Origin of the sequence: Atopomonas hussainii (assembly GCF_900109735.1) — a bacterium.
Taxonomy (GTDB): Bacteria; Pseudomonadota; Gammaproteobacteria; order Pseudomonadales; family Pseudomonadaceae; genus Atopomonas; species Atopomonas hussainii.
Genome location: NZ_FOAS01000006.1, coordinates 67,013 through 90,987, shown reverse-complemented (window position 1 = coordinate 90,987; position 23,975 = coordinate 67,013). Strand labels below are relative to the sequence as shown.

Annotated in this window: 21 protein-coding genes; 13 read left to right on the top strand and 8 right to left on the bottom strand. The window is 58.3% G+C overall.

Going from position 1 to position 23,975, the window contains the following annotated elements:
• Positions 1-167: 167 nt before the first annotated feature.
• Complete coding sequence (locus BMX80_RS07235; protein WP_074866849.1) at positions 168-2,129, top strand: methyl-accepting chemotaxis protein; 1,962 nt, start codon at positions 168-170, stop codon at positions 2,127-2,129.
• Between the two features lie 202 nt (positions 2,130-2,331).
• Positions 2,332-3,651 carry a branched-chain amino acid transport system II carrier protein gene (brnQ, locus tag BMX80_RS07230; protein WP_074866846.1) on the top strand — a complete coding sequence of 440 codons (1,320 nt, stop codon included), beginning with the start codon at positions 2,332-2,334 and terminating at the stop codon, positions 3,649-3,651.
• Between the two features lie 73 nt (positions 3,652-3,724).
• Here the strand turns inward: brnQ and trhA are convergent, their stop codons facing one another.
• Together trhA and BMX80_RS07220 are read right to left on the bottom strand one after the other, a co-directional pair.
• Positions 3,725-4,357 carry a PAQR family membrane homeostasis protein TrhA gene (gene trhA, locus BMX80_RS07225; protein ID WP_071870728.1) on the bottom strand — a complete coding sequence of 211 codons (633 nt, stop codon included), beginning with the start codon at positions 4,355-4,357 and terminating at the stop codon, positions 3,725-3,727.
• Between the two features lie 22 nt (positions 4,358-4,379).
• Positions 4,380-6,371, bottom strand: coding sequence for a neutral/alkaline non-lysosomal ceramidase N-terminal domain-containing protein (locus tag BMX80_RS07220; RefSeq protein WP_175474887.1), 1,992 nt, complete (start codon positions 6,369-6,371; stop codon positions 4,380-4,382).
• Positions 6,372-6,472: 101 nt separating this feature from the next.
• On the opposite strand from BMX80_RS07220, the gene BMX80_RS07215 reads away from it, so the two are divergent.
• The 6 genes from BMX80_RS07215 to BMX80_RS18035 all read left to right on the top strand — a co-directional run bounded on the left by BMX80_RS07215 (position 6,473) and on the right by BMX80_RS18035 (position 13,103).
• Positions 6,473-7,246: a DUF599 domain-containing protein gene (locus tag BMX80_RS07215; RefSeq protein WP_071870334.1), complete on the top strand. Its 774-nt coding sequence runs from the start codon at positions 6,473-6,475 to the stop codon at positions 7,244-7,246.
• A gap of 109 nt (positions 7,247-7,355) precedes the next feature.
• Positions 7,356-7,829, top strand: coding sequence for a PaaI family thioesterase (locus tag BMX80_RS07210; RefSeq protein WP_071870333.1), 474 nt, complete (start codon positions 7,356-7,358; stop codon positions 7,827-7,829).
• Positions 7,826-8,266 carry a PaaI family thioesterase gene (locus BMX80_RS07205; protein WP_071870332.1) on the top strand — a complete coding sequence of 147 codons (441 nt, stop codon included), beginning with the start codon at positions 7,826-7,828 and terminating at the stop codon, positions 8,264-8,266. Before BMX80_RS07210 ends, BMX80_RS07205 begins: the two co-directional genes overlap by 4 nt.
• Positions 8,267-8,303: 37 nt before the next feature.
• Positions 8,304-9,554 (top strand): hypothetical protein, encoded by a 1,251-nt coding sequence (locus BMX80_RS07200; RefSeq protein ID WP_074866844.1) that lies wholly within the window; start codon positions 8,304-8,306, stop codon positions 9,552-9,554.
• A 66-nt stretch (positions 9,555-9,620) separates the two neighbouring features.
• Positions 9,621-11,519, top strand: a complete 1,899-nt coding sequence (htpG, locus tag BMX80_RS07195; protein ID WP_074866842.1) for a molecular chaperone HtpG — start codon at positions 9,621-9,623, stop codon at positions 11,517-11,519.
• A gap of 132 nt (positions 11,520-11,651) precedes the next feature.
• A complete protein-coding gene (locus BMX80_RS18035; protein ID WP_074866839.1) occupies positions 11,652-13,103 on the top strand; it encodes a methyl-accepting chemotaxis protein in 1,452 nt (483 codons plus the stop codon).
• A 10-nt stretch (positions 13,104-13,113) separates the two neighbouring features.
• Here BMX80_RS18035 and BMX80_RS07185 read toward each other — a convergent pair whose 3' ends face one another.
• The 3 genes from BMX80_RS07185 to BMX80_RS07175 are packed head-to-tail and all read right to left on the bottom strand — an operon-like array spanning position 13,114 to position 16,136.
• The gene (locus tag BMX80_RS07185; RefSeq protein ID WP_074866836.1) at positions 13,114-13,971 is read right to left on the bottom strand and encodes a DUF6685 family protein; all 858 of its coding nucleotides are present in this window, start codon (positions 13,969-13,971) and stop codon (positions 13,114-13,116) included.
• Positions 13,965-14,279 (bottom strand): hypothetical protein, encoded by a 315-nt coding sequence (locus BMX80_RS07180; protein ID WP_139214040.1) that lies wholly within the window; start codon positions 14,277-14,279, stop codon positions 13,965-13,967. The genes BMX80_RS07185 and BMX80_RS07180 overlap by 7 nt, the downstream gene beginning before the upstream one ends.
• 39 nt (positions 14,280-14,318) lie before the next feature.
• Entirely contained in the window at positions 14,319-16,136 is a 1,818-nt protein-coding gene (locus BMX80_RS07175; RefSeq protein WP_074867047.1) for an acyl-CoA dehydrogenase C-terminal domain-containing protein, read from the bottom strand.
• Positions 16,137-16,339: 203 nt separating this feature from the next.
• Between BMX80_RS07175 and BMX80_RS07170 the strand changes: the two genes are divergently transcribed.
• Complete coding sequence (locus BMX80_RS07170) at positions 16,340-16,795, top strand: DUF3859 domain-containing protein (RefSeq protein WP_074866830.1); 456 nt, start codon at positions 16,340-16,342, stop codon at positions 16,793-16,795.
• Between the two features lie 16 nt (positions 16,796-16,811).
• Here the strand turns inward: BMX80_RS07170 and BMX80_RS07165 are convergent, their stop codons facing one another.
• Entirely contained in the window at positions 16,812-17,288 is a 477-nt protein-coding gene (locus BMX80_RS07165) for a DUF1499 domain-containing protein (RefSeq protein WP_083394268.1), read from the bottom strand.
• Between BMX80_RS07165 and BMX80_RS07160 the strand changes: the two genes are divergently transcribed.
• Complete coding sequence (locus BMX80_RS07160; protein ID WP_074866828.1) at positions 17,287-18,093, top strand: MOSC domain-containing protein; 807 nt, start codon at positions 17,287-17,289, stop codon at positions 18,091-18,093. The two genes, BMX80_RS07165 and BMX80_RS07160, sit on opposite strands and share 2 nt — an antisense overlap.
• A 37-nt stretch (positions 18,094-18,130) precedes the next feature.
• Here the strand turns inward: BMX80_RS07160 and BMX80_RS07155 are convergent, their stop codons facing one another.
• Positions 18,131-20,062: a transglycosylase SLT domain-containing protein gene (locus BMX80_RS07155; protein ID WP_083394267.1), complete on the bottom strand. Its 1,932-nt coding sequence runs from the start codon at positions 20,060-20,062 to the stop codon at positions 18,131-18,133.
• 133 nt (positions 20,063-20,195) lie between these two features.
• Between BMX80_RS07155 and BMX80_RS07150 the strand changes: the two genes are divergently transcribed.
• The gene (locus BMX80_RS07150) at positions 20,196-22,124 is read left to right on the top strand and encodes an ATP-binding cassette domain-containing protein (RefSeq protein ID WP_074866826.1); all 1,929 of its coding nucleotides are present in this window, start codon (positions 20,196-20,198) and stop codon (positions 22,122-22,124) included.
• Between the two features lie 33 nt (positions 22,125-22,157).
• Entirely contained in the window at positions 22,158-22,838 is a 681-nt protein-coding gene (locus tag BMX80_RS07145) for a DUF6901 family protein (RefSeq protein ID WP_071870322.1), read from the top strand.
• 68 nt (positions 22,839-22,906) lie between these two features.
• Here the strand turns inward: BMX80_RS07145 and BMX80_RS07140 are convergent, their stop codons facing one another.
• Positions 22,907-23,341, bottom strand: a complete 435-nt coding sequence (locus tag BMX80_RS07140; protein ID WP_074866823.1) for a universal stress protein — start codon at positions 23,339-23,341, stop codon at positions 22,907-22,909.
• Positions 23,342-23,386: 45 nt separating this feature from the next.
• Between BMX80_RS07140 and BMX80_RS07135 the strand changes: the two genes are divergently transcribed.
• Entirely contained in the window at positions 23,387-23,827 is a 441-nt protein-coding gene (locus BMX80_RS07135) for a hypothetical protein (protein WP_071870320.1), read from the top strand.
• Positions 23,828-23,975: the final 148 nt, after the last annotated feature.

The following is a 23,975-nucleotide window of genomic DNA, read 5'->3' as shown; positions in this document are numbered from 1 at the left end:
AGCCAACCTAAAAACCGCGCTTCGGCGCGGTTTTTTTATGCCTGTAATTGGCCATTAAGAAATCCGCAGCCCGGGCGATAAGCAAGAACAAGCGAGGTGTTAGCGGCTAACCCAGCATTGGCCGTCTACGCTGAATAAAAAGCCATGCCATGACCGCAGGATTGCTTATGCGACTGTTCGCCGATTTGGGGGTTGCCAAGAAAATTGCCATTGCGCCGGTGGTGTTGTGCGTCTTGTTGGTGGGTCTAGGGTTGTTTGCGGTGTGGTCATTGGCGGCGGTGTCCGAACGCATGCAGGTGGTCACACAGGAGCAAGTGCCGCGCCTGGAGTTAGTTCGCCAAGTCACCGATGGCATGGAGGTGTTGCAGCAGGCGGTGCGCCGCTATGTGCGCTCTGGTTCGGATAGCGCCTTAGAGCGGGTTAACAGCCAAGCGCAGGCGCTGGATGATTTACTCAATGCGGCGGTTAAAGACGCCAGTGAGTCGCGGCAGAAGAAGCTCCTCGAGCAAATGCTCAGCTTGAAACAAGCCTATTCGCAGCTGTTCTTGCAGTCGCTGGTGCCGCTGGGGCAAGAGCAAAACCGTTTGCAAACCGAAGGCTTAGAAGCCAATGGCCCGGCGGTCGAAAAGCAGCTCAGCCAAGTGCTGGAAAACGGCCAGATGGATTTCAACTTGGACGCGGTGTTTTATGCCAGCGCCGCCTTGCGGCATTTATTGCTGGGTAGCCAAGGGGTGTACCGCTACCTGCAAGACCCGGCCCCTCAGCTGGCAGATGATTTTCGCCGTGAGCTAGAAAACACCCGTAGTACCACCAGTGTGCTGATGGAACGCAGCTCCAGCAAAAGCACCAAGAGCAAGCTGGAAAAAACCTTGGCCAGTCTTGCCGCTTACCGTGCCGCCGCCGATCAGTTAGTCAGCACGCTGGAAAAGCGTGAAAGCGTGCTGCGCGAGATGGATGCTATCGAACCGAAGATTGCCGATTTGGCCACCCGCATGCAGCAGGACTTGCAGGAAAGCATGCAGCTGGCCGCGCAGGATGCCGAAACACAGGTGCGTGCCAGTCGCGGTGTGCTGTGGGCGGTGATTGCGCTGGCCTTGCTGTTGGGGGCCACGGTGGCTGTGGTGGTCAGTAGCTTTATCGTCCGGGGGCTGAACCGGATTAATCGTCGCTTGGCGGATATCGCCGAAGGCGAGGGCGACCTGACCAAGTTGTTGCCGGTGATTAGCCAAGACGATTTGGGGCGCTTGGCGCAGCGCTTTAACACCTTCGTCGGCAAGCTACATGGCACTGTGGTCGAAGTTTCTACCTCCACGGGTGAGCTTGATCAAGTGTCGGGGCAGCTCAATCACACCGTGACGCAAGTGCTTTATGAGGTTGAGCAACAAAAAGACGAGAGCAATCAAATTGCCTCGGCCATGACGCAGATGGCCGCCAGTGCGCAGGAAATGGCCAATAGCGCCCACCAAGCTGCGGATTTATCCGGCGAAGCGCATCGCTCGGGCGAAGCCGGCTTGAATGTCGTGCAGGGTAGCCGCCAAGCGATGAGCAGCTTAGCCGCCAAAGTTAAAGAGCAAGCGCAGGTGATCGACACCTTGCAGCAAGACAGTGCCCGCATTGGCTCGGTGCTGGATGTGATCCGCGCGATTGCCGAGCAAACCAACTTGTTGGCTTTAAATGCCGCGATTGAGGCCGCGCGCGCCGGTGAGCAAGGGCGCGGCTTTGCCGTGGTGGCCGATGAGGTGCGTTCGTTGGCGCAGCGCACGCAAACCTCCACGGCGGAGATCCAAGAGATCATTCAGGGCTTGCAGCAACGCAGCCGCACCGCCACAGAAATGATGCAAGCCAGCAGTGAGGCGGTGGATAAAACCCTCGACAGCGCGCGGCAAGCCGGTGAGGCGTTAAGCCAGATTGCCATGACCGTGCGTTCGATTGACCAAGCGGTGCATCAAATCGCCACGGCAGCTAACGAGCAAGCCAAGGTCGCCGAGGAGGTCAGTGCCAACGTAGTGCGCCTCTCCGACAGCGGCGAGCGTACCTTTACCGCCGTCGAGCAAGCGCGCGGTACAGCCGAGGCGATGGAGCGTTTGGGGCAGCGTTTATCTAAGCTGGTGGGGCAGTTCCGCATTTGATCGCCACAGGCGACAGCCAGTTATAGCCAGCGGACACATCGACCTGCTGCGCTCGTTTCCACAGCGGTTATCCGCTAAGGTCAGCGCGCCATTTTGCTCACAAGGCAAACTGGTCTGACCAATAGCCGCCAAGCGCGGCTATTTGCGTTTCCCACCACCCCTGGGGAAGCCTCTTGACGATTATTGGCTTGTGGATTCCTAGATGAACGCTTTAAAAAGCCAGGACATTCTGGCACTCGGTTTTATGACTTTTGCCCTGTTCTTGGGCGCTGGCAATATCATTTTCCCTCCTGCTGCAGGCTTGGCCGCCGGTGAAAATCTTTGGCAGGCCGCCTTTGGCTTCTTGCTTACCGCCGTGGGCTTACCGCTGATTACCTTGCTGGCCATTGCCCGAGTGGGCGGTGGTATGGAGCAGCTCACCGCGCCGCTGGGCAAAGTGGCGGCGGCAGTGTTTGGTGTGGCGGTGTACTTGGCCATTGGCCCGCTGTTCGCCACGCCGCGCACTGCGGTGGTGTCGTTCGAGATGGGCGTTGCCCCGTTTGTTGGTAATTCGGCGCTGAGCTTAGGTGTTTACACGCTGGTTTTCTTTGCCTTGGTGCTGTGGTTGTCGCTGCGCCCCGGCGAGCTGCTGGACCGCGTTGGTAAGTGGATTACCCCCTTATTGCTGCTCTCGCTGGTGCTGCTTGGCGGTGCTGCGTTGTTGTTTCCGGCAGGCGAGATCGCGGCGCCGGCGGAGGCCTATGCCACCCGCCCGGCGATTAAGGGCTTCTTGGAAGGCTATCTGACCATGGACACCTTAGGTGCCTTGGTGTTTGGCATTGTGATCACCACAGCGATTCGCGACCGAGGCATTCGAGACGATGCGCTGATCAGTCGCTACACCATCTTCGCTGGCGTGATCGCCGCCATCGGTTTGGCGTTGGTGTACTTGGCTTTCTTCTATCTAGGTGCGGCGAGCCACAGCATTGCGGCCGGTGCCGAGAATGGCGTGGCGGTGCTCACCGCCTATGTGCAGCACACCTTAGGGATGCCCGGCTTAGTGTTACTGGCCAGCGTGATTATTCTTGCCTGTTTGACCACGGCGGTGGGGTTGCTCACCGCCTGTGGCGAATACTTTGCCAGCCTCTTGCCAGTGAGCTATCGCACCTTGGTGATTGTCTTGGCGGTGTTCAGCTTGCTGGTGGCGAACCAAGGCTTGAGTCAGCTGATTGCCTTGTCGATTCCGGTACTGGTTGGCCTGTATCCGCTGGCGATTGTGCTGGTCGCGCTGAACCTGCTGAAGCCGTTGTGGCAGCGTCCGGAGTGGGTGTTCCGCCCGGTCATGCTCGGTGCCTTGGTATTTGGCGTGTTTGATGGCTTAGCTACCGCAGGCTTTGCCGTGCCTGCGCTGATCAAGCAACTGCCGCTGGCCGATAGCTCGTTGGGTTGGTTGCTGCCGGTCGCTGTGTTGTTACTCGCCTGTGCAGCGCTGGATCGTTTAGCGCCGAGTGCGAAGGTGGCGAAGGTGGTGGCCAACGCGTAACAAGCGTGAAGGCAGCAACAACAAAGCCCGCACGGTGATCCCGGCGGGCTTTGTTGTTGATGGTCGGGTTGGATTAAGCAGTGACGGTCAGCAGCACCGCGGCAAAGTGGCACACGCTGCCGGTGAGCACAAATAAGTGCCAAATGCCGTGACTAAACGGCAGGCGCTTCGAGAGGTAAAACACGCAGCCCAAGGTGTAGGCCAGGCCGCCGGCGACCAGCCAGTTCAGCGTCGCGCTGGAGAGTGCCTCCAGTAGCGGTTTGGCCGCCACCACGGCCAGCCAGCCCATGCCGATGTAGAGCAGGGTGGAAAGCAGCTTAAAGCGTCCGGTGAAAAACAATTTGAACACCACGCCGCTGATGGCCAGCGTCCAGATCAGGCCGAACAGTAGCCAGCCCCAGTCATCGCGCAAACTCACCAAGGTAAACGGTGTGTAGGTGCCGGCGATGAGTAGATAAATCGCACAGTGGTCGAAGATCTTTAGGCGTTTTTTCGCCGCCTCATGGGGGATGGCGTGATACAGCGTCGAGGCGCTGTAAAGCAGAATCAGCGTGGCCACAAAAATCGCCGCGCTGGTGATTTGCCAAGCATCGCCGTACAAGCTGGCGAGGGTAATCAACACCGCACCGGCCGCGACGCTGGCGAGCGCGCCAACCCCGTGGGTGATGGCATTGAAGGTTTCTTCGGCAAAGCTGTAATGACTCACGAGGTGTCCTTGCACTAAGGCTTTAAGGGAATGCAGGGCTAAAGCGGGTTGCCGCGCCATTATGCCCTGTTATGCGAAAACGGAATTGATCATCAGCGTTAAATGCCGGGTTATACCAGCGGATTTGATAATGCTGCGCATCGAGCTGACGAATGCCGAGATCAAAGCCTTGGTCGTCGACCAGTGCGCCATCGCGGCGCAGCGGTTGCCAGGCCGCTTGTTTGCCATGGCGGGTTTCGATGCTGATTAAAGGCTGATGCCAGTCGATAGGCGCTTCAGCCTGCCAGATGATTTGCCAGTAATCCTCTTGGCCAATGCTGGGGTCGTGATAGGTCGGTGTGCTCACGTTCGCTGCGCCTGAAGGGGCTGCGGCTTCTGGCCAGTAAAGGCCCGTGCGTAAGCGATAGTTGCTGGTCGGCGGTAGTTCTTGGAATGAGCCTTGCGCGAGCAATGTGCGGCTTTGCTGCTGAGCATGCGCGGCGAGAAAACGGGCGGTGTTGGGGCCGTAAAGGGTGTGGCCGCCTTCGTAGTACTGCAGGGCGTATTCGTCGGCGGTGGTCGCGTAGCCGGTATAGCCATTGGCCACGCTGCTAATCACTTGCCACGCCAGCGGGGCTTGTTGTGTGCGGAAGCTGTCTGCCACGGCGGCTTCTATCTCTCGTCCGGCTTGCACGGTCACTTCGAAGGGCAGCAGGGTCCACGCGGTATGGCCTAGGTGCAGGCTTTGAATCAGCCAGCGATGGGGGAATTCCTCTTGGGGCAATATCAGCGGCTGTAACCAGCGCGTGCCGAGCCAGTGTTTGCCGCCCTGGCAGGTGTCGGTAAAGAAGGTGCGTGGCTGGCCGGGGCGAATAAACGGCAAATGCCACAGCACCGGTGAGCGGTGCTCATGCGCGCCGGCGGCCAGCGCCGCACCCACAGCCGGTTCGCACAGGCTCACCGCGCCGAGGCTGGGCTCGCTAAGCACGTTCACTTCCGTGATGGCGCTACGCAGGGGCAGGTCGTCTTGCAGCTGGCTATCTAAGCGTTGAAACAAGGCGGCGGCCTGCTCGGCGATGCCTAGGCCAATCCGCCGTGCTTCGCCAAAGCCCAATAATCCCGGCACGGCATTGGGCGCGACGTCGGCATGGCTGGCTTCAAAGGCGCCCATGATTGGTGGCTGATCGAGGGCGTAATGCGCTTGCAGCAAGCGGCCGCTGCCGATGGCCAGATAGGCCCAGATGTCGGCATGGTAGTCGGGGCTGGCCGAGGGAATACCCGTGCCATGAATCGAAAAGCTCATAAACGCGCCAGCGGGTTTGAAGTGCCCATCGGCTTGTTGCTGGTCGATGCGCAACAGGCTGAGCTTAGGGTTGATGGCGCGGTATTTCCGCGCGGCATCGTCGCTGCGGCCGGTTATGCCGGGGTTATTCAGGTGTGGCGCTAGCGAGCGGTTACGGGTTAGTCCCCAGACCTCTTGTTGGCCGAGCGCCACTTTCGCGGGGCGCCGCGCGGCATAGGCTTGCTCGCTGGCTTTGCTCAGCTGCTCTAGTAAAAAGTTGAACCACCTCGGTTCAAGCCCGGCGGCATTGGCCGCGTGACCGTTATAAAAGTCATCACCCCAAAAGCCTCCGGGGGCCGCATGGGTGTGGGTGGCGGTAATGGCTAGGCTGTGGGCCGGTAGGTGAATGCTTTTAGCTAAACGTTCGCGCAGCGCTGCATGCAGTAACGGTGAGCCGGCTAACAGGTCGGTTTGCAGAATTAGCACACTAGCGCCGGCTGTATTGCGTAAAAAGTACGCGCGGGCTTTTAGGCGGGTACGAAAACCTTGGCCATCTTTTGCCCACGTGGCAAAACCGGCTTTAGGTAGCCCCGGTGGCGGGGTGATATCTACCTCGCTGATGCCGGCTTCGAAATGCGCTTGTGCAATCGGCTCCGGAGCAGGCGGGGTGAGATAGCGGGCGGTGAAGGCGGGGGCGTTGGCGCAAGCGCTAAGGCAGCAAGCGAGCAGGGTGATGGCGAGCAGGCGCAGCATGGGGTGTCCTTTTTTTCTGCCCATTGTGGCGTGTTCGCCGCTTTGCATGCCCCGCGCTTTGGTTGGGCAGGGCTATAATGCGCCCTAGTGAAGGGGGTGCAATGAACCTGATTGATTGGAGTCACTGGCCGCATGTGTTGGCCGTTGGTTGGTTTCTCACCTGCTGGCTGGGTTACACCCGTTACGCCGGGGTGAAAGCTAAAACAACCCCGTGCTTGGCGAGTGTGCTGCACCTCTATCGTGAGGACTGGATGCGCCGCATGCTGATGCGCGACAACCGCATCGCCGACACCAGTGTGATTGGCAACTTAGAGCGCAATGCCTCGTTTTTTGCCTCCAGCACGCTGATTATCTTGGCGGGTATCTTCACCGTGTTTGGCGCCTCGGAAAAAGCCCTCACGGCGCTATCGTCGCTGCCATTGGTGGAGCAAGCCGACCGCTCGGTGTCCGAGGTCAAGCTACTAGGTTTGGCGCTGGTGTTTGTGTACGCCTTCTTCACCTTTAGCTGGTGTATGCGCCAGTACAACTTTTCCGCCATTTTGCTGGGTTCGGCGCCTTTGGTGGCCGAGCGCAATGTCAGCGAGCAAGAGCGCAAACTGTTTGTGCAGCGTTCGGCGCGGGTGATTTCTTCGGCGGCTAACCAGTTCAACCAAGGCTTGCGCGCCTACTATTTTGGTTTGGCGATGATGGTGTGGTTTATCAATCCGTGGCTGTTCATGCTGGCATCGACCATCGTGTTGTTTGTGCTGTACCACCGCGAATTTCACTCCAGCGTGCTGGAAGTGATGATGGCCAGCCAAGCGCCGCAAACCGAGGTCAAGGCAGAAAACAGCGCAGAGCCCACCCCAGCAGAGCCTGAACCTAAGCAAAGCTAACGGCTCTGGCGGTTTAGCCGGCTAGTGTGGCAGGGGCGCCATGCCATTGGTCGCCAGCAAGTGCTGACAAGGCCGTATCATCGCCGCCTTTTTTATGGGAGAGCTAAGCATGAGTGAGGCGACTATCTTGCCCCGCGCCGAGCGTTTCTTGTCTGTGCTGCGGCATTGTCAGAACCTCGGCATGACGGTGGAGCAGGCCGACGCCAAGGGTTTGGTGCTGCGCCTGCCCTATAGCGACGGCATTGTTGGCGACCCGGAAACCGGCGTGGTGCACGGCGGCGCCATCACCACCTTGATGGACACCACCTGCGGCATCAGTACCGTGTGTGTGTTGCCGGAGTTTGAAATCTGCCCCACGCTGGATCTGCGCATTGACTACATGCACCCCGCTGAGCCGGGTAAAGCCATCTACGGCTTTGCCGAGTGCTACCGCGTGACCCCCAACGTGATCTTCACCCGTGGCGTGGCCTATCAGGATGATCGTGCCAACCCGATCGCCCATGTGGTTGGGGCTTTTATGCGCATGGGCAAAGTGACACAGGCCGCTGCACTGAATAAGGCCATCAATGAGGGCCGCGCATGAATCCTTTAAACCTCACGGAAAAAGCCCGTCAGGCGGCGCAGTCCGGTGATTACTCTGAGTTAATCAGTCTGGTGCCCTACGCCCGCATGATTGGCGTGGAGTGCATCAAATTAGGTGACGAGCTGGTGTTTCGCCTACCAGCGCTCGAAGGCAATGTGGGTAATCCGACCTTGCCTGCGCTGCATGGCGGAGTGATCGCCGGGTTTATGGAACACGCCGCACAGTTGCACTTGATTGCCGCCATGGGCGGGCAACATTTGCCGAAAATCATCGACTTCTCGATAGATTACCTGCGCGCAGGGTTATATCGTGACACCTTTGCCCAGTGTCAGGTTTGGCGGCAGGGCCGGCGGGTGGCTAACGTGGCCATCACCGCTTGGCAGGCTTCGCAGTCTGAACCCATCGCCACCGCACGCGCGCACTTTAAGGTGGACTGAAACAACGCCACCAAGACAGTCGTTATAAGGACCCGCAATGGATGCCCTGTTAATTCTTGGTGGCTTGTTACTGGTTGTGTTCAGCATGGTGTGGTTGTCCATGCAGGCGTTTTCTACCGGCCTGCTGTGGGGCTGGAGCACGTTGATTCCGCCGTTTAACCTCATCTATCTGTTGGCCCACTGGAAGCGTGGCAAGCGCGTGCTGCTGCTCACCGGCATGGGGCTGATTCTGCTGGTGGTCGGGGTCACTATGATGGCCCAGCGGAACCCTGAACGCCTCTCGCAGCTGCTTTCGTGGCAATGGCTGACGCCCGAGCCAGAGGCGCGCCCGGAGTTAGCCATTGAGCTACGCGGGCAAATCAACGGGCATGAGTTCCGCCCGCAGTTTGCCGAGTTACTCAATGGCGTGCTGAGCCTGCGTGAAGGCGGCGACTTCTTTGCCCGCCACGAAATCAGTCTGCATTTGCCCAAGGGCTATACCAGCGGGCCGCTGCGCATGGATGTGCTGCCCACCGACCCTGATCCACTGCCTTTGGTAGAAATCAGCTGGCAGAGCGAAGGCTCGCCTTTGCCGGAGTTTTGGCGCCTAAGCCGTGGTTACAGCCTGCATCTAGACATGCAGCCGGTGGCGCCGAATAAGTTGCAGGGCGACTTTCATTTGATACTGCCCAATGAATACCAAACCAGCATCAGTGGCCGACTGGAGCTGTACACCGACCAGTTGCGTTATGTGGATGGCCAGCTTGACCGCGGCCACGACTCGCTGGATACCTTGCAAGCCGTGGTGCTGGATTACCTGCAGCGCCGTTGGCAGCGCCGCGATATTCGTGTGGTGCCCATGCTGCCGCCAAGCGCGGCGCAGTGGCGCGATGGCGAAGTGACGCAAACCGTGCGTTATCACCAAGGTGATGAGCTGGCCGAGCTGCCGCTGACTTTAAAAAAGCACAGCATCAAAGGCTGGCGTGTGCTGGATGACAACTACGCGCCGTTACCCGCCGCGCCGTTAACGCCTGCGCCGGTGGTTGAGGCTAAGCCCGCGCCAGCACCGAGTGCCGCCAATGATCGTCGCGTGGGTTTTTCTTTGCCGCAATTGTTGGCCACCCCTGAGCGCTATCACGGCGCGCAAATGCGTGTGGTGAATGAGCGTGGCCGCGAGGCGAGCGGCTTGTTTGCCGGTATTAATGAGGAAGGCCAGCTGCAAATTCGCCAAGTGCGCGATGACGCCGGCGAGGTGCTGTTCTCTTTCAGTCGTCGTGAGATCGTTTTGCTCGAATTGCTCGAGCCTTGAAATGCCCTAAGGCCGTCCCCACTTCAGTAAGCACTGGTTTTGTTGTCACTGGAGTTTGGACATCCTATGGAATGCGCTCAAAAAGAAACATTAGGTTTTCAGACCGAAGTGAAGCAGCTGCTTCACCTGATGATTCACTCGTTGTACTCCAATCAGGAAATTTTCCTGCGCGAGTTAATTTCCAACGCCTCGGATGCCGCCGACAAGCTGCGTTTCGAGGCCTTGGCCAAGCCTGAACTGCTCGAAGAGTCACCGCAGTTAAAAATCCGCCTGAGCTTCGACAGCGCTGCACGCACGTTGACCATCGAAGACAACGGCATCGGCATGAGCCGTGAAGAAGTCATCGCCAACTTAGGCACTATCGCCAAGTCCGGCACGTCGGACTTCCTCAAGCAGCTCTCGGGCGATCAAAAGAAAGATGCCCACCTGATCGGTCAATTCGGCGTCGGTTTTTACAGCGCCTTTATCGTTGCCGATGAAGTGAGCGTAGAAACCCGTCGTGCTGGTGCGAGTGCCGACAGCGGCGTGCGCTGGGTGTCTAAAGGCGAGGGCGAATTCACCATCGAGGCCATCGAACGTGCCGAGCGTGGCACGCGTATCACGCTGCACTTAAAAGAAGCGTGCGCCGAATATGCCGATGGTTGGCGCCTGCGTAACCTGATCAAAAAATACTCAGACCATATCGCTTTGCCGATCGAGCTGCCCAAAGAAGCCAGCGGCGAAGACGACAAGCCGGCAGAGCCCGAGTGGGAAACCGCGAACCGCGCCAGCGCCCTGTGGACGCGTGCGCGCACCGAGGTGAAAGACGAAGAGTACGGCGAGTTCTACAAGCACATCGCCCATGACTTCGAAGACCCGCTGGCTTGGAGCCACAACAAGGTTGAAGGCAAGCTGGAATACACCTCGCTGCTCTATGTGCCGGGGCGTGCGCCGTTTGACTTGTACCACCGCGAAGCACCCAAGGGCTTAAAGCTCTATGTGCAGCGCGTGTTCATCATGGATCAGGCCGAGCAGTTCCTGCCCTTGTACCTGCGCTTTATCAAAGGCGTGGTGGATTCCAATGATCTGTCGTTGAACGTCTCACGCGAAATTCTGCAAAAAGACCCGAATATCGACGCTATGCGCGGCGCGCTGACTAAGCGCGTGCTGGACATGCTGGAGAAGCTAGCCAAGAACGATGGCGAGAAATACGCCAAGTTCTGGAAAGCCTTTGGCAGTGTGATCAAAGAAGGCCCGGCGGAAGATTTCGCCAACAAAGAGAAAATCGCCGGCCTGCTGCGTTTTGCCTCGACCCATGCGGGTAACGCGGAAGAAACCGTCAGCCTCGCCGATTACATCGCACGCATGGTGGAAGGGCAGGACAAGCTCTATTACCTCACTGGCGAAAGCTACGATCAGGTGAAAAACAGCCCGCACTTGGAAGTCTTCCGCAAGAAAGGTATCGAAGTCTTGTTGCTCACCGATCGTATCGATGAGTGGCTGATGAGCTACCTCACCGAGTTCGATGGCAAGCAGTTCGTTGACGTAGCGCGTGGCGATCTTGATCTTGGCGCATTGGATAGCGAAGAAGACAAGAAAGCCCAAGAAGAAGTCAGCAAAGCCAAAGAAGGCTTGCTGGAGCGCTTGAAAAAAGCCTTGAGCGAGCAGGTGAGCGAAGTGCGCGTGTCACACCGCTTAACCGACTCGCCGGCGATCTTGGCCATCGGCGAACAAGATATGGGCTTGCAGATGCGCCGTATCTTGGAAGCTAGCGGGCAGAAAGCGCCTGAGTCGAAGCCGATTTTCGAGATCAACCCGGCGCACCCGCTGGTGGGCAAACTCGAAGCCGAGCAAGGCGAGCAGCGCTTTAGCGATTTGGCCCTGGTGTTGTTCGATCAGGCAGCGCTGGCAGCGGGTAATTCGCTGAAAGATCCGGCCGCTTATGTGCGTCGTCTCAACCAATTGCTGGTCGAGTTAAGCGCGTAAGCTGTAGCGCTGGCTTAAAAAAACGCCCCCGCAGGCTGGTTCTGCGGGGGCGTTTTTTTGCGCTATAAGAAAGCTCGGCAGCCTTAAGTGTTTATCACTCTGGCCGAAACGCTATGGCAGTAGGAGAGGCGTATGACCCAAACCGGCGGTTTTCTCGGGCACTTTATGCCCAGTAGTGCGTGCGACGATGAAGCGCTGTGGCTGCAAAGCCGTACGGTGGCGTTTTGTGGCTTGTGTGGGGTGATTATTGGCCTCTACAGCGCCATCAAATGGGGGGGCATGGGCAATGCGGCGCTGGCGCAAGGCGCTTTTTTGCTGATTATCGGCATGCCATTAGCGCTGTTGATGCTGCGCCAAGCGTGGTTGCCAGTTCAGGCAGTGGCCAACCTAGCGCTGGCGTGCATGAGCAGCTACGCGATGATCTTGGTCTATCAGCTGGGTGGCTTGCAGTCGGCGCATGTCTATTGGCCGCTGGCGATGATCGTGTTTGCCTATTTGTTAGCGGGTAAACGCAGCGCCATGTTTTGGAGCTTAATCCAGCTAGTGTTTGTCTTTTGGCTGCTGCGCCTAGAGCGCAGTGGTGCCAGTTTGCCGCAGTTTGAGTTGAGCCCGCGCGATGCCATGGTGAACCAATACTCGGGTTATTTGTTGCCGGTGCTCACCGTGTGGCTGGCGCAGTGGTATAGCGCCGGCCTGCGCGAAAAGGCGCTCAAAGATGCCGAGCAGCACTGGCGCCAAGCCGAACAACAAAGCGCTGCCGCTGAGCGCAATCACGCGAGCTTGAGCCACCTGCTGACAGAAGTGCGCAGCAGCGTAGAGGGCTTGCAGAAGCTCTCCGGCCAGCTGCATGGTACGCTGATCACCGTGCGTGAGCGCTGCGTGAGTATCGATAACGATGTGCAGCAGCAAAGTGCCGATATGCAGTCGCTCGATGTGGCCTTGCAGTCGGTGTTAACCGGTTTGCAGCAAGGCGCCGAGCACATGCAAGGGCTCACCGCCAGCACCCAAGATAGTGCGGCACAAGTGGAGCAACGTGCTGCAGGCATGCAAGCGGCGCAGCACAGCATGCAGGCCATTGAACACAGCAATGCACAGATTGCCGAGGCCATGCAGGTGATCAGCGATATTGCCGCGCAAACCAACTTGCTGGCGTTAAACGCAGCCATTGAAGCGGCTCGCGCAGGCGAGCATGGGCGTGGCTTTGCGGTGGTGGCCGATGAGGTGCGCAGTTTGTCGCAGCGCAGTAATCGCACCGCCGATGAGGTGCAGGGGTTACTGGCGCAGGCGCAAAACTCGGTGGCGCGTGGCGTGCAGCAAGTCACCGGCGTGACTGAGGCGCTTCTGAGTAATGTGGGGCAAACCCGTCATGTGGCTGAGGGTATGGCTGAACACAGTCAGGTGCTTAGCGGCAGTCAGGCGCAGTTGCTAGAGCTGCAAAGCCATAGCCAAGTACAGCTGGCGGCGGTCGAGCGGCAGCGCGATGCCAGTGCGGCGTTGTTGAGTGCGCAGCTGGAGTTGGTGGCGATGAGTGAGTCGTTGGCGCAGGTCGCGCAACGCTTAAGTGCGCAGGTGACTCAGCCTTGATGCGGCGTGGTTAGTGCGGCTTGCAGCAGGCGCGCAGGCAGTCACCCATCGCAGTGGCGCCCGCTTGCAGCAAGCCTTCGCCCACCGCTTGAGCCGGTGCGGAGCTGAGCGGCAGCATCAGTAAGTCAGGGTGTTTGGGGTCGGTACTGAGCACCAAGCGGGCATACAGCACATGATGTTCGGCGAGCAGTTGCACGAGCGGCTTCTCGGCGAAGAGTTTTTTCTCCAGCAGCAGGCAAATGAACTGGGTTTCTAGCTCATTAAGCCCTTCATGGCTTAGCTGCAGCTGATGAATATTGGCCGGCACACTTTGTTCTAGCTCGTGAGTGCGGGCATAGGTGACGGCGCTGGCCATGGCCAAGCCGCCTTTACTAAAGCCCCAGAAGAGGCGGTCGCCTTGCCAGCTGGCTTGATACAGCTCCAAGAAGCTAGCGGTGCCGACGGCGCTAAAAGCGCGCCCGAGCACCTGCATAAAGTCGCCGTAAGAGTTCACCCGGTAGTCGGCAGCCAAGGGGCTATTGGCTAATTGCTCTAGGGTCGTGAAATCGTGATCGGCAAATTCGGCACTGTGTACCAAACCGCCCAAGCGGCGTAAGTCAAAATGCTCTTCATGCACGGTGTGCTCGCTGACTAAGCCGTTGAGCACTTGCCAGGCAGCATCTTTCACTTCTTTAACGGGGCCGCTAAGGCGCCGTTTCGGCATGTTAAGCAGGTTCTGCAGGGGTAGGGCCGATTCCCAAAAAACGCTGCCATTGCCCCAGCATGGGTCAACCGGCTGCACGGCCAAGGTGGCCGCAGCGCGAGCAATAGCGGTAGGCCGGTGGGCGGCCAAGGCTAAACGGTTGAAGAACGGCAAGTTTTCTAGCATTGCAGATCCGTCTGTACGGCGGCGCTGGTGAGTTCCAGCCTCAGCACGTTGTCTAACAATAGCCACACGATGACCGACGTTTTGGCGACATTTCGCCAAAAACATGCCGTATAACGGCCGGGAAGTGTGATCTTGTTGGCAAAAAAGGTCACATAGATGCCTTTTTTGGCACAGTCTAGCCCTTTTTGCGACAGGTTTTGCAAGCTTCTCAGGGATTTGCCGGTTTTTTTCGTGCACGGCCTCATCCGCAGAGGGCTTGTGCCGCGCGGTTCGAATGCTTGTTGGGCTTTGTCGACGGCGTGGCGCACTGCGGGTTATTCAGCGCGCCACGCGTCTAGGGCGAGCAATTAGTCGAAGGCAAAGTGCTCAATCGGCGTGCTCATTAGGCTTTGCGCGTTTTTCAGCATGCTCTGCGCGTGTGCTTTACCGCGCGGTAACAGGCGCTCGAAGTAAAAGTCGGCGCTGGCCAATTTAGTGCGATAGAAATCGGCGCTTTGTTCGCCGCCTTGCTCTAGGCGCTCGGCGGCTTTGGCAGCCATTTTTAGCCAGATAAAGGCCAGCGCGGCATAGCCGGAATACATCAAGAAGTCGTGGCAGGCGGTGGATACTACCTCACGTTCTTTGCGCGCTTTTAAGGCGATGCGCACGGTGAGCCAATTCCACTGCGCGGCCAGCTTGAGCACCGTCAGCGCATGACGGCGCAGGCGTGGCTGTTTGACCAGCGGCAGGGCTACCTTAAGCATGTCGCGGGTGTATTGGCGCACCGCCTTGCCTTGGGTGAGCAACAGCACTTTGCGGCCCAACAGGTCTAGCCCTTGAATGCCGGTAGTGCCCTCGTAAAGGGTGCTGATGCGGGCATCGCGAACGATTTGCTCCATGCCGTGTTCGCGGATATAGCCGTGCCCGCCAAATACCTGCATGCCGATATTGGCGCTCTCCAGACCGAGTTCCGTCAGGCAGCCCTTGAGGATCGGGGTGATAAAGCCCAGTTTGTCGTCCCAGGCTTCGTAAGTGCGCATGTCGCCGGCGAGCAGGCCTTCGATCATGAAGTCGGCTTTTTGCGCGGCTTCATACAGCAGGGCTCGGCCGCCTTCGGCGATCACCTTTTGCGTCAGCAGCATGCGTCGCACGTCGCCATGATGGTGCAGGCTATCGGCAATCTGCTCGCGCTCTTTGGTGCCAGACAACGCACGCATCGAGCGGCGCTCTTTGGCATACGCCAAGGCACCTTGATAAGCCCGCTCGGCGCTGCCAACGCCTTGGATGGCGGTGCCGATGCGCGCACTGTTCATAAAGGTGAACATGCACTCGAGGCCTTTGTTGGGCTCGCCGATTAAATAGCCCTCGGCACCATCGAAGTTCATCACGCAGGTGGAAGAGGCTTTGATGCCCATTTTCTTCTCCAGCGCGCCGCAGCTAACCGGGTTGCGCTCGCCGAGGCTGCCGTCAGCATTGACCGTGAACTTAGGCACGATAAATAAGCTGATGCCGCGGGTGCCTTTGGGCGCGTCCGGTAGGCGTGCCAGAACAATATGAATAATGTTCTCGGTCAGGTCGTGTTCACCGGAAGAGATAAAGATCTTCGTGCCGTTAAGCCGATAGCTGCCATCGTCTTGCGGAGTTGCGGTGGTTTTTACTTGGCCCAAATCGGTGCCGCACTGCGGCTCGGTGAGGCACATGGTGCCGGCCCAGCGGCCTTCCGTGAGGGGCACTAAATAGGTTTGCTTCTGCGCTTCGTCGCCGTGCATCAAGATAGTGTTCATCGCGCCCAGCGACAGGCCGGGGTACATCGAGAACGGCCAATTGGCGGTGCCAAGCATTTCTTGCTTGATCAGCCCCAGTGAGATGGGCAAGCCTTGGCCGCCGTACTCCACCGGGTGCGATAAGCCTTGCCAGCCACCGGCAACAAAGGCGTCGTAGGCTTCGCGAAAGCCTTGTGGGGTGGTCACTTCGCCGGCGTTAAATTGGCAGCCTTGTTCGTCACCGCTTTGATACAGCGGGGCGACCACTTCTTCGCAGAGTTTGGCGCACTCTTGCACGATGGCCTCGACGACATCTGGGGTGGCTTCGCTCCCTTGCGCTAAGCCGGCGTAATGCGCCGGGTAATCCAGCACTTCATTCATCAAAAAGCGCATTTCGCGCTGCGGAACCTTATAGGCAGGCATGCTCATCCTCGTGCAGTCATTGGCTGTGGCTTGCAGTTATAAGGGCAGGGCTCACGCAGGGCTTTGGCGCAGGCGCGGCGGGGCGATGGCAATCAGGTCAGTCACAACTTGGCGAGTGCGGCGCCGTTGTCATGCGTTGGTCAGCAAATTGTCATCACTCGGCGCTAGCGTGGCGGCTGATTTTCAGCAGTGATGGATGACGTATGCGACAGGTAATTTGGGCGGTGGGTTTGTGTTTGCCGGTGTTGGCACAGGCGCAAGTGAGCCTGCAGGGCGAGGTAGAAGCGGGCTTGTTTATTCACCAGCACACCGACCTTAAAGAAGGCGAGCGCGTGCTGCTGCGTAATGATCAGCCGATTGAGCCGACGCGCAGCATTCCGGCCCGCCTGGGCAGCAAGTTCGGGGTGCGTTTTTCGTTAGCGGGTAAGCAGCAAGGCGATCAGCCGCTGACCTTTTTGTACCTGACTCCGGGCGTGATTGATGGCCAAGGTCAGCGACTTGACCGCTTTGAAGTACAGCAAGCCTTGCAGCCGCACACGCGCCATGAAGTGATGGCGTTTGAGTTCAGCGAGCAAGGTGAAGTGGTGCCGGGGCAGTGGCGTTTTTTGGTGTTTCAGGGGCCGCGCAAGCTGCTCGAAGAGCATTTTGAGGTGCGCTGAGCGGCCCCCCAGGCTCTTATTCGGCGAGCAGGGCGTTACGCAGGGTTTCTACACGCTCGCGGTTAACGCCCAGATCGGAGTGCCCCAAGCGTGAGGCAGAGCGCACCTCGATGTGCTGCGGGGTGATGAAAAACTCCACGTCATCGACAAAGCGCATCAGTGCGCTGGTGAACGTGACATGCAGGTAGTTGTCACTTTGGCTAACGATCGCGGTGCGCGGTTGCGCTTCGATGACGTTTTTGAGCGCCGCCAGTGCGTCGCCTTTGGGTAACGGCAGCGGCGCAATGCGGTGCTCGTCGTCGCTGGCTTGCGAGTTCACACAATTGGGTTTGTCCGGGCAGGCGCTGAAGCGGCCATCTGCCACACCGAGGTTATTGGGCAGGCTGCCACTGCAGGCGGTCAGCAGTAGGGTGCTGACTATCAGGGTAAGAGCCTTGCCGTAGACGGCTTGCTTGCCTAGAGTGGCGTCTTTTCGTGCAGGGAAGATAATCATGATTACGCTCAGTGGCTTGTATCAGTTTCCGGTGAAATCTATGGCTGGTGTGGCGTTGCAGCACAGCACAGTAGATGCCTTGGGGCTCGCAGGCGACCGTCGTTGGATGGTAGTGGATGCGCAAACGGGCAAATTTATCACGCAACGGCAGGTTGCCAGCATGGGCTTGCTCAGTGCAGTCCATGCTGCTGAGGATAGCCTGTTGCTGCGTGACGCTCAGGGCCAGCAGCTGTCTATCGATGTGCCGAATGGCGCTCAATCAGAGCGCACAGTGCAAGTCTGGGGCGACACGTTACAGGCACTGGATGCCGGCGAGGCCGCTGCGCAGTGGCTAACCCATCGGCTGGGGCGTGATTGTCGCTTGGTATATGTCGATGAGCCACGCGCACGTCAGGTAGCCCTAGAGTACGCCGCAGCGGGTGACAAAGTCGGTTTTGCCGATGGTTTTTCTCTGCTGCTGATTGGCCAAGCGTCGTTGGATGACTTAAGCGCGCGGATTGGCCGGCCGATGTCGATGTTGCGCTTTCGTCCCAATCTGGTTGTTAGCGGTGCCGAGCCGTACGCCGAAGATACTTGGCAGCGTATCCGCATCGGCGATATTGAATTCTCGCTGGCTAAGCCGTGCAGCCGCTGCGTGATTCCTACCCGTGATCCGTTCACCTTGCTGGCAGAGCCTGATGGTGAACCGCTGACCACGTTAAAAACCTACCGCCGCCGCGATGGGCAGATCTTCTTTGGCCAGAACCTGGTTCACCACGCTGTGGGCCAATTGCAGCTGGGTATGCCGGTGGAAGTGCTCGCTTAAAAAGTAAGCCCCGCAATCGCGGGGCTTACTGTTTCTGTTATTGCACTTGATCAAAATACCGCTCGTGCCATTCCACAATGCGTTGTGGGGCGCCGAGTTTGTCGCCGTAGATTACCGAGTAGGTCAGTACGTTCTGCACATATTGGCGGGTTTCGTCGAAGGGGATGTTTTCCACCCAAACATCGAACGACAGCTTTTCCGCGCCACGCAGCCACTGACGCACACGCCCCGGGCCGGCGTTGTAAGCCGCTGAGGCGAGCACGCGGTTGCCTTTGAACTGATTCAGCACTTGGTGCAAGTAAGCGCTGCCAAGTTTGATGTTGGTTTCCGGCAGGTAGGCGTTTTGCACATTGCCCAAGGCAATGTTGTAGCGCCGCGCGGTTTCTTTGGCGGTGGCGGGCATCAGCTGCATCAGGCCCATGGCGCCAACGCCGGAGCGGGCATCGTTCATAAAGGCGCTTTCTTGCCGAGTGACGGCCACCACCCAGCTGGGATGCAGGTTGTGCTGGCGCGCGGCATTCACAAAGCTTGAGCGGTAGGGCATCGGGAAGCGCACTTCGAGGTCATCCCAATACTGCGCGGTGCTGATGGCACGAATCGCCGGGAAATACCATTCCAGCTCGTAGCCAAGGCGGGCTTGGGCGATCAGCTCCTCTTTATCGAACAGGTTGCTGATGTGATACCACTCGCGACGACCATTGATGATTTCGCCACGCGCGTGAAACTCCATGGCGCGGCGGATGCCGGCAGAGTTGCGCACGCGCTGAATGACTTGCGGCTTGAGCGGGTAGGGCTTGTGGTTGAGGTGGTAGGGCTTTTCCACTAAGTCAGCGGCGAGAAAGCCATAGAAATCACGCTCTTTGGCCAGCTCGTCGAGTTTCAGCAGCGCTTCGGCGTGCTGCGGGTTACCGCTTTGCAGGCTGCGCGCATACCAGTAACGCCAGCGCGGCTGCTTGGCTAAGTCTTCAGGGAACTGGCGCAGCAGTTGATTCAGCTCGGCCCAGCGACCGTGGCGCATTAACAGGCGCGCACGCCATTCGCTGACGGTGTTGTCTTTTAATTGCGGGTCGAAGCGATTCATCACTTCAAGGCCGCGGCTATCAAAACGCTTGGCGAAGGTCAGGCCAATGCTGCGCGCGATGGCGGTTTTTTCTTCGCGGGAAAACGGCAAGCTGCCTTCGTAGCGGTTGAGCAGGCTAAGGGCTAGCTCGGGATCTTGGCGGGCGAGGCGGCGTAGGCCCAAACCCACGGCATCCGCTTCGCGGGTGCTTTTGAGTCCGCTGGGTTTGGCCAGCTTGCGCGGGTTTTGCGCTAAGTCGACTAAGCGCTCGCCTTCGGCGGGGTTGTTCAGTTGCTTGCTTAAATAGGTGGCTAAACCGAACTGGCCGTTGTCGCCCGCTAGGCGTAAGCGTTTCCAGATCAGCGCGTCGGTTAGCCAGCCGCGGGCTTTGGCGGTATCAAACAGCGGGTCGCAGGCATTGGGCTGCGATTTGCCTACCGCCCAGAGTTGTTCGGCTTTAGCGCGGCCTTCGGCGGGTGCGGTTTTGATTAGGTACTCGGCGTGCAGGCAATCCAGCTCAGTGAAATTGAGCTTGGGCGAGTAGTACTTAAGAAATAACGGCCACTGCCCGCGCTCAGCCAATGCGCGTAACCAACGCAGCTTGAGCCAGCTGATCTGCGGCAAATCACCGTGTTCCAGCAAAAAGGCTTCGACTTCTGCATCGCTCGCCGACGGCAGACGGTTGGTTAGCTGTTGGTAGTCCAGATACGGCTGCAGCGGGTAGCCACGCAGGTTGCTGGCATAGCGTTGGTAGACGCTGCTGTCGCCACGTTCAAGGGCTTTTAGCGCTAAATCGTACTGCTGGCGCTGCTGACTTAGGTTGGCGGCAAAGCTGGTGGTGCACAACAAACTGGCACCTGCGGCGAACACAGCCAGCAGGCGAGAAAAGCGAGAGCGCGGAAGAATCATGATGCGGCATTAACCAGAAGAAGTAAGCGTCCCTGCGACGTGGCGTTAGCTTAACGGCTTGGCTGGCGCGACGAAAGCGCTGGGATGGCGCTAGGCCATGGCCTAGAATGCCGGCCCGCCTAGGAGATTGCCCATGACATTGCTGAAATTCACCGACGTTTCCTTAGCCTATGGCACCCATGTGCTGCTGGATAAGGCCAGTTTTCAGCTGGAAAAGGGCGATCGGCTGTGTTTGATCGGTCGTAATGGCGCGGGCAAATCCACCTTGATGAGCTTGCTGGCCGGACGTGCGCACGCTGACGATGGCGAAATCTGGCGCGCGCCGACGCTAAAAATCAGCGAGCTGCCACAAGAGCTGCCCGACGCCAACGAGCGCACGGTATATGACGTGGTGGCCGATGGCTTGGCCGAAGTAGGTCAGCTGATTGCTGAGTACCACCGCTTAAGCCAAAACATTCAGGGCGATGACGATCTCACCAAGCTAACCCGCGTGCAGCAGGCGCTGGAAGCCAAAGACGGCTGGCGACTGGAGCAGCAAGTGGGGCAAGTGATTAGCCGCTTGAATTTGCCGGCGGAAAAAACCATGGGCGAGCTGTCCGGTGGCTGGCGCCGGCGGGTGATTTTGGCCCAAGCCTTGGTTAGTGAGCCGGATGTGCTGTTGCTCGATGAGCCGACCAACCACTTGGATATCGGCGCTATCGACTGGCTGGAACAAGTCATTCTGAATTTCAGCGGCGCCGTGGTATTTATCACTCACGATCGGAGCTTTTTGCAGCGCTTAGCGACGCGCATTCTGGAGCTGGATCGCGGCTGGTTGCTGGACTGGAAGGGCGATTACGCCAGCTTCCTCATACATAAAGAAGAACAACTGGCGGCGGAAGAAACCGCCAACGCGCTGTTCGATAAAAAGCTCGCCCAAGAAGAAGTGTGGATTCGCCAAGGCATTAAAGCCCGCCGCACGCGTAATGAAGGCCGCGTACGGGCGCTGAAAGCCATGCGTGACGAGCGCGCGCAGCGGCGCAACCAGCAAGGCCGCGCTACGTTTCAAATGGAGTCGGCGGATAAAAGCGGTAAGCGGGTGATTGAGCTGCAGCAGATGGGCTTCCGCCATGCCGCTGGGCAGCCAGCACTGATTCGCAATCTATCGCTAACGGTGCAGCGTGGCGACCGCATTGGTCTGTTAGGCGCAAACGGCTGCGGTAAATCCACCTTGCTTGGCTTGCTCTTGGGTCGTTTGCAGCCCAGCGAAGGCAGTGTGGAACACGGCACGCGTCTTGAGGTGGCGTATTTTGACCAATTACGTCAGCAGTTAAACCCCGACGCGTCGGTGGTGGATAACCTCGCCGAAGGGCGCGAGTTTATTAGCATCAATGGCCAGAATCGCCACGTTTTAAGCTACCTCGGCGACTTTTTATTCAGCCCTGAGCGCGCGCGTACGCCGGTGAAAGCGCTGTCTGGTGGTGAGCGGGCACGCCTCTTGCTGGCCAAGCTCTTTAGCAAGCCAGCCAACGTTTTGGTGCTCGATGAGCCGACCAACGATCTCGATGTAGAAACCCTCGAATTATTGGAAGAGGTGCTGGCGGAGTTTGCTGGCACTGTGTTGCTGGTCAGCCACGATCGGGCCTTCCTCGATAACGTGGTCACCAGCGTGTTGGTGTTTGAAGGTCAGGGCGTGGTGCGTGAGTTTTTCGGTGGTTATCACGACTGGTTGCGCCAAGGTGGCGACGTGGCTTTGTTGGGTGACCGGGGGGCAGCAGAAGAGACTACTGCGTCATCTGCCAACGGTGTCACAATGCCACTATCTTCACCCGCTCAGGTGAGCGAACCAGCGAAGAAAAACAAACTAAGCTACAAACTGCAGCGTGAGTTGGATGCGTTGCCGGCGCAGATTGAAGCGCTGGAGAGTGAGTTGGCTGAAGTTCAGGCAGAAGTCAGTAGTCATGATTTCTACCAGCGTGACCATGCCGATGTGCAGGGGCGCCTAGCGCACTTGCAAGGCTTGCAGGAGCAATTGGACCAGTGCCTAGAGCGTTGGGCTGAGTTGGAGGATATGCAGGGCTGAGCCCTGGTGGTCGTAGACGTGTAAGGAGCTTAGATGGCCATCGAGTACCGTTTTAACCTAGGTGACGATATTGAGCTTTTGTACAGCATTGAGCTGGACCGAGAGTTCGACCCTGAGCAAGGCAATGGTGCGCCGGCTTGGACGCGTCTAGCGAACAATCAATGCAGCAATTGCCCGCTGAAAAGTGAAGAGCACAAGCATTGCCCCGCTGCTTTAGATCTGTACCCGGTGATCGAGGATTTCAAAGGCTTGCCGGCTTTTAAGAAGTCCACCGTTAAGGTCATCACCCCTGAGCGTGAATACGTCAAACTGGTGGGCTTGGAAGAGGGGCTGCGCGCGTTGATGGGCGTGATTATGGCGACCAGCGCCTGCCCGCATATGTCGGTGCTCAAGCCGATGGCCATCCAGCATTTGCCGTTTGCCAATAACCAAGAGTTCGTCATGCGTGCGGTATCGCTATACCTGACGCGGCAGTACTTTAATCAGCGCGACGGCTTAACTCCGGATTGGGAGCTAAAAGGCTTGGTGAAAGTCTTCCAGCAATTACAGCTGGTCAATCAGGCGTTTTGGCACCGGATACATGACGAGTGCGCCGGTGACTCCAACCTTAAGGCCTTCCTGAACTTCTTCTCCATGGCCTCCAGTGTGTCTTACTCACTAGAGACGCAACTGCAGAAAATCCGCCCGCTGATCATGGGGCGTGAAGGCTTGTAAAAAAACGGGCCGGGGTGTTTTCCGGCCCGTTGTTTTGCGTTGCTTAGTTTTGCTGAGAGTTGCTTGGCTCAGGTGTTTAGCCGCTTGGCCAGCACATCGCACGGGGCACCATGCAGCAAGTCATTGGCGGTAGAGCCTAAAAGTAGCGCTAGGCCGTGCCGGCCATGACTGCCTACCACGATCAAGTCGCAATCCAGTTCGGCCACCAAGCGGTGAATTTCCGCGCGTGGCTGGCCGTAGGTTAAATGCCAAGCGCTGCGCTCGACACTGGGGTAGTGCTTACTAAAAGTGCCCAGTAGTTCTTCCGCTTGCTGTTGTTGCTGTTGCTGCAGCAGCGATAGATCCATCGGCACTTCACCGCTAAACGCCATGGCGATCGGTTCGACCGCGTGGCACAGCGACAAGCGCGCTTTGTGGGTTTGCGCAAGGGCAATGGCGTGCTCCACCACGTCATGACACTCTTCGCTTAAATCGACAGCCACCAGGATGTGTTGGTAGGGCATGCGGCGCCTCATAATGTTGCCTAACGATTAACTTAAGGATACGCCATGAATCTCACTTGGCTATGGGTGGCCTTGGGCTTGTTTTTAATTATTAGCCCGGCTTTTTGGTTGTTGCCCTCGCGCAGGCAGCAGGCGCAGATGCAGTTGCGTTTGGCTGCTGGCAGGCTAGGGCTGCGCGTCACTATGGTGCGCCCGGATTGGCCGCACTGGATGCAAGACCTCGTCGCTAAAGAGGTGGCGCAGTACCTGTGGCTGCGCAAAAACACTGCGTGTAAAGACTGGCAATACTGGCAAGTAGCGCCGGGTGTTTGGCATAACCAGTGGCGTGAGCCGTTAGAAGAGCCCGCACTGCTAGCGCATTTGGCGCATTTGCCCGCCGATGTGTGGAGCATCAGCGCCGGTCCTGCAGCCGTGCAGGTCACCTGGGCTGAGCGCGGCAGCGAGGCCGAATTGGCGCAAATTGGCCAATGCCTGAAAAGCCTTTGATCGATAAATGCAGGCACCTGAGCAAGCCCAGCTACACTGTGTAACGCCTGTTTGGCGGCGCATTGGCAACACGAATCGGCGAATATCGCTTTGACAAGGTCAAGATTGACATTTGCAGGCTTTTCCCCGAAGGTGTGCGCACCCAAAT

What these genes read in the sequence shown, in the direction of transcription:
- BMX80_RS07140 (WP_074866823.1), bottom strand. Translation starts at nt 23,341, where the DNA reads ATGCCCTACCAACACATCCTGGTGGCTGTCGATTTAAGCGAAGAGTGT.
- BMX80_RS07145 (WP_071870322.1), top strand. Translation starts at nt 22,158, where the DNA reads ATGGCCATCGAGTACCGTTTTAACCTAGGTGACGATATTGAGCTTTTG.
- BMX80_RS07135 (WP_071870320.1), top strand. Translation starts at nt 23,387, where the DNA reads ATGAATCTCACTTGGCTATGGGTGGCCTTGGGCTTGTTTTTAATTATT.
- BMX80_RS07165 (WP_083394268.1), bottom strand. Translation starts at nt 17,288, where the DNA reads ATGATTATCTTCCCTGCACGAAAAGACGCCACTCTAGGCAAGCAAGCC.
- BMX80_RS07175 (WP_074867047.1), bottom strand. Translation starts at nt 16,136, where the DNA reads ATGCCTGCCTATAAGGTTCCGCAGCGCGAAATGCGCTTTTTGATGAAT.
- BMX80_RS07160 (WP_074866828.1), top strand. Translation starts at nt 17,287, where the DNA reads ATGATTACGCTCAGTGGCTTGTATCAGTTTCCGGTGAAATCTATGGCT.
- BMX80_RS07150 (WP_074866826.1), top strand. Translation starts at nt 20,196, where the DNA reads ATGACATTGCTGAAATTCACCGACGTTTCCTTAGCCTATGGCACCCAT.
- BMX80_RS07200 (WP_074866844.1), top strand. Translation starts at nt 8,304, where the DNA reads ATGGATGCCCTGTTAATTCTTGGTGGCTTGTTACTGGTTGTGTTCAGC.
- BMX80_RS18035 (WP_074866839.1), top strand. Translation starts at nt 11,652, where the DNA reads ATGACCCAAACCGGCGGTTTTCTCGGGCACTTTATGCCCAGTAGTGCG.
- BMX80_RS07215 (WP_071870334.1), top strand. Translation starts at nt 6,473, where the DNA reads ATGAACCTGATTGATTGGAGTCACTGGCCGCATGTGTTGGCCGTTGGT.
- BMX80_RS07235 (WP_074866849.1), top strand. Translation starts at nt 168, where the DNA reads ATGCGACTGTTCGCCGATTTGGGGGTTGCCAAGAAAATTGCCATTGCG.
- BMX80_RS07185 (WP_074866836.1), bottom strand. Translation starts at nt 13,971, where the DNA reads ATGCTAGAAAACTTGCCGTTCTTCAACCGTTTAGCCTTGGCCGCCCAC.
- brnQ (WP_074866846.1), top strand. Translation starts at nt 2,332, where the DNA reads ATGAACGCTTTAAAAAGCCAGGACATTCTGGCACTCGGTTTTATGACT.
- BMX80_RS07210 (WP_071870333.1), top strand. Translation starts at nt 7,356, where the DNA reads ATGAGTGAGGCGACTATCTTGCCCCGCGCCGAGCGTTTCTTGTCTGTG.
- BMX80_RS07155 (WP_083394267.1), bottom strand. Translation starts at nt 20,062, where the DNA reads ATGATTCTTCCGCGCTCTCGCTTTTCTCGCCTGCTGGCTGTGTTCGCC.
- BMX80_RS07220 (WP_175474887.1), bottom strand. Translation starts at nt 6,371, where the DNA reads ATGCTGCGCCTGCTCGCCATCACCCTGCTCGCTTGCTGCCTTAGCGCT.
- BMX80_RS07205 (WP_071870332.1), top strand. Translation starts at nt 7,826, where the DNA reads ATGAATCCTTTAAACCTCACGGAAAAAGCCCGTCAGGCGGCGCAGTCC.
- BMX80_RS07170 (WP_074866830.1), top strand. Translation starts at nt 16,340, where the DNA reads ATGCGACAGGTAATTTGGGCGGTGGGTTTGTGTTTGCCGGTGTTGGCA.
- htpG (WP_074866842.1), top strand. Translation starts at nt 9,621, where the DNA reads ATGGAATGCGCTCAAAAAGAAACATTAGGTTTTCAGACCGAAGTGAAG.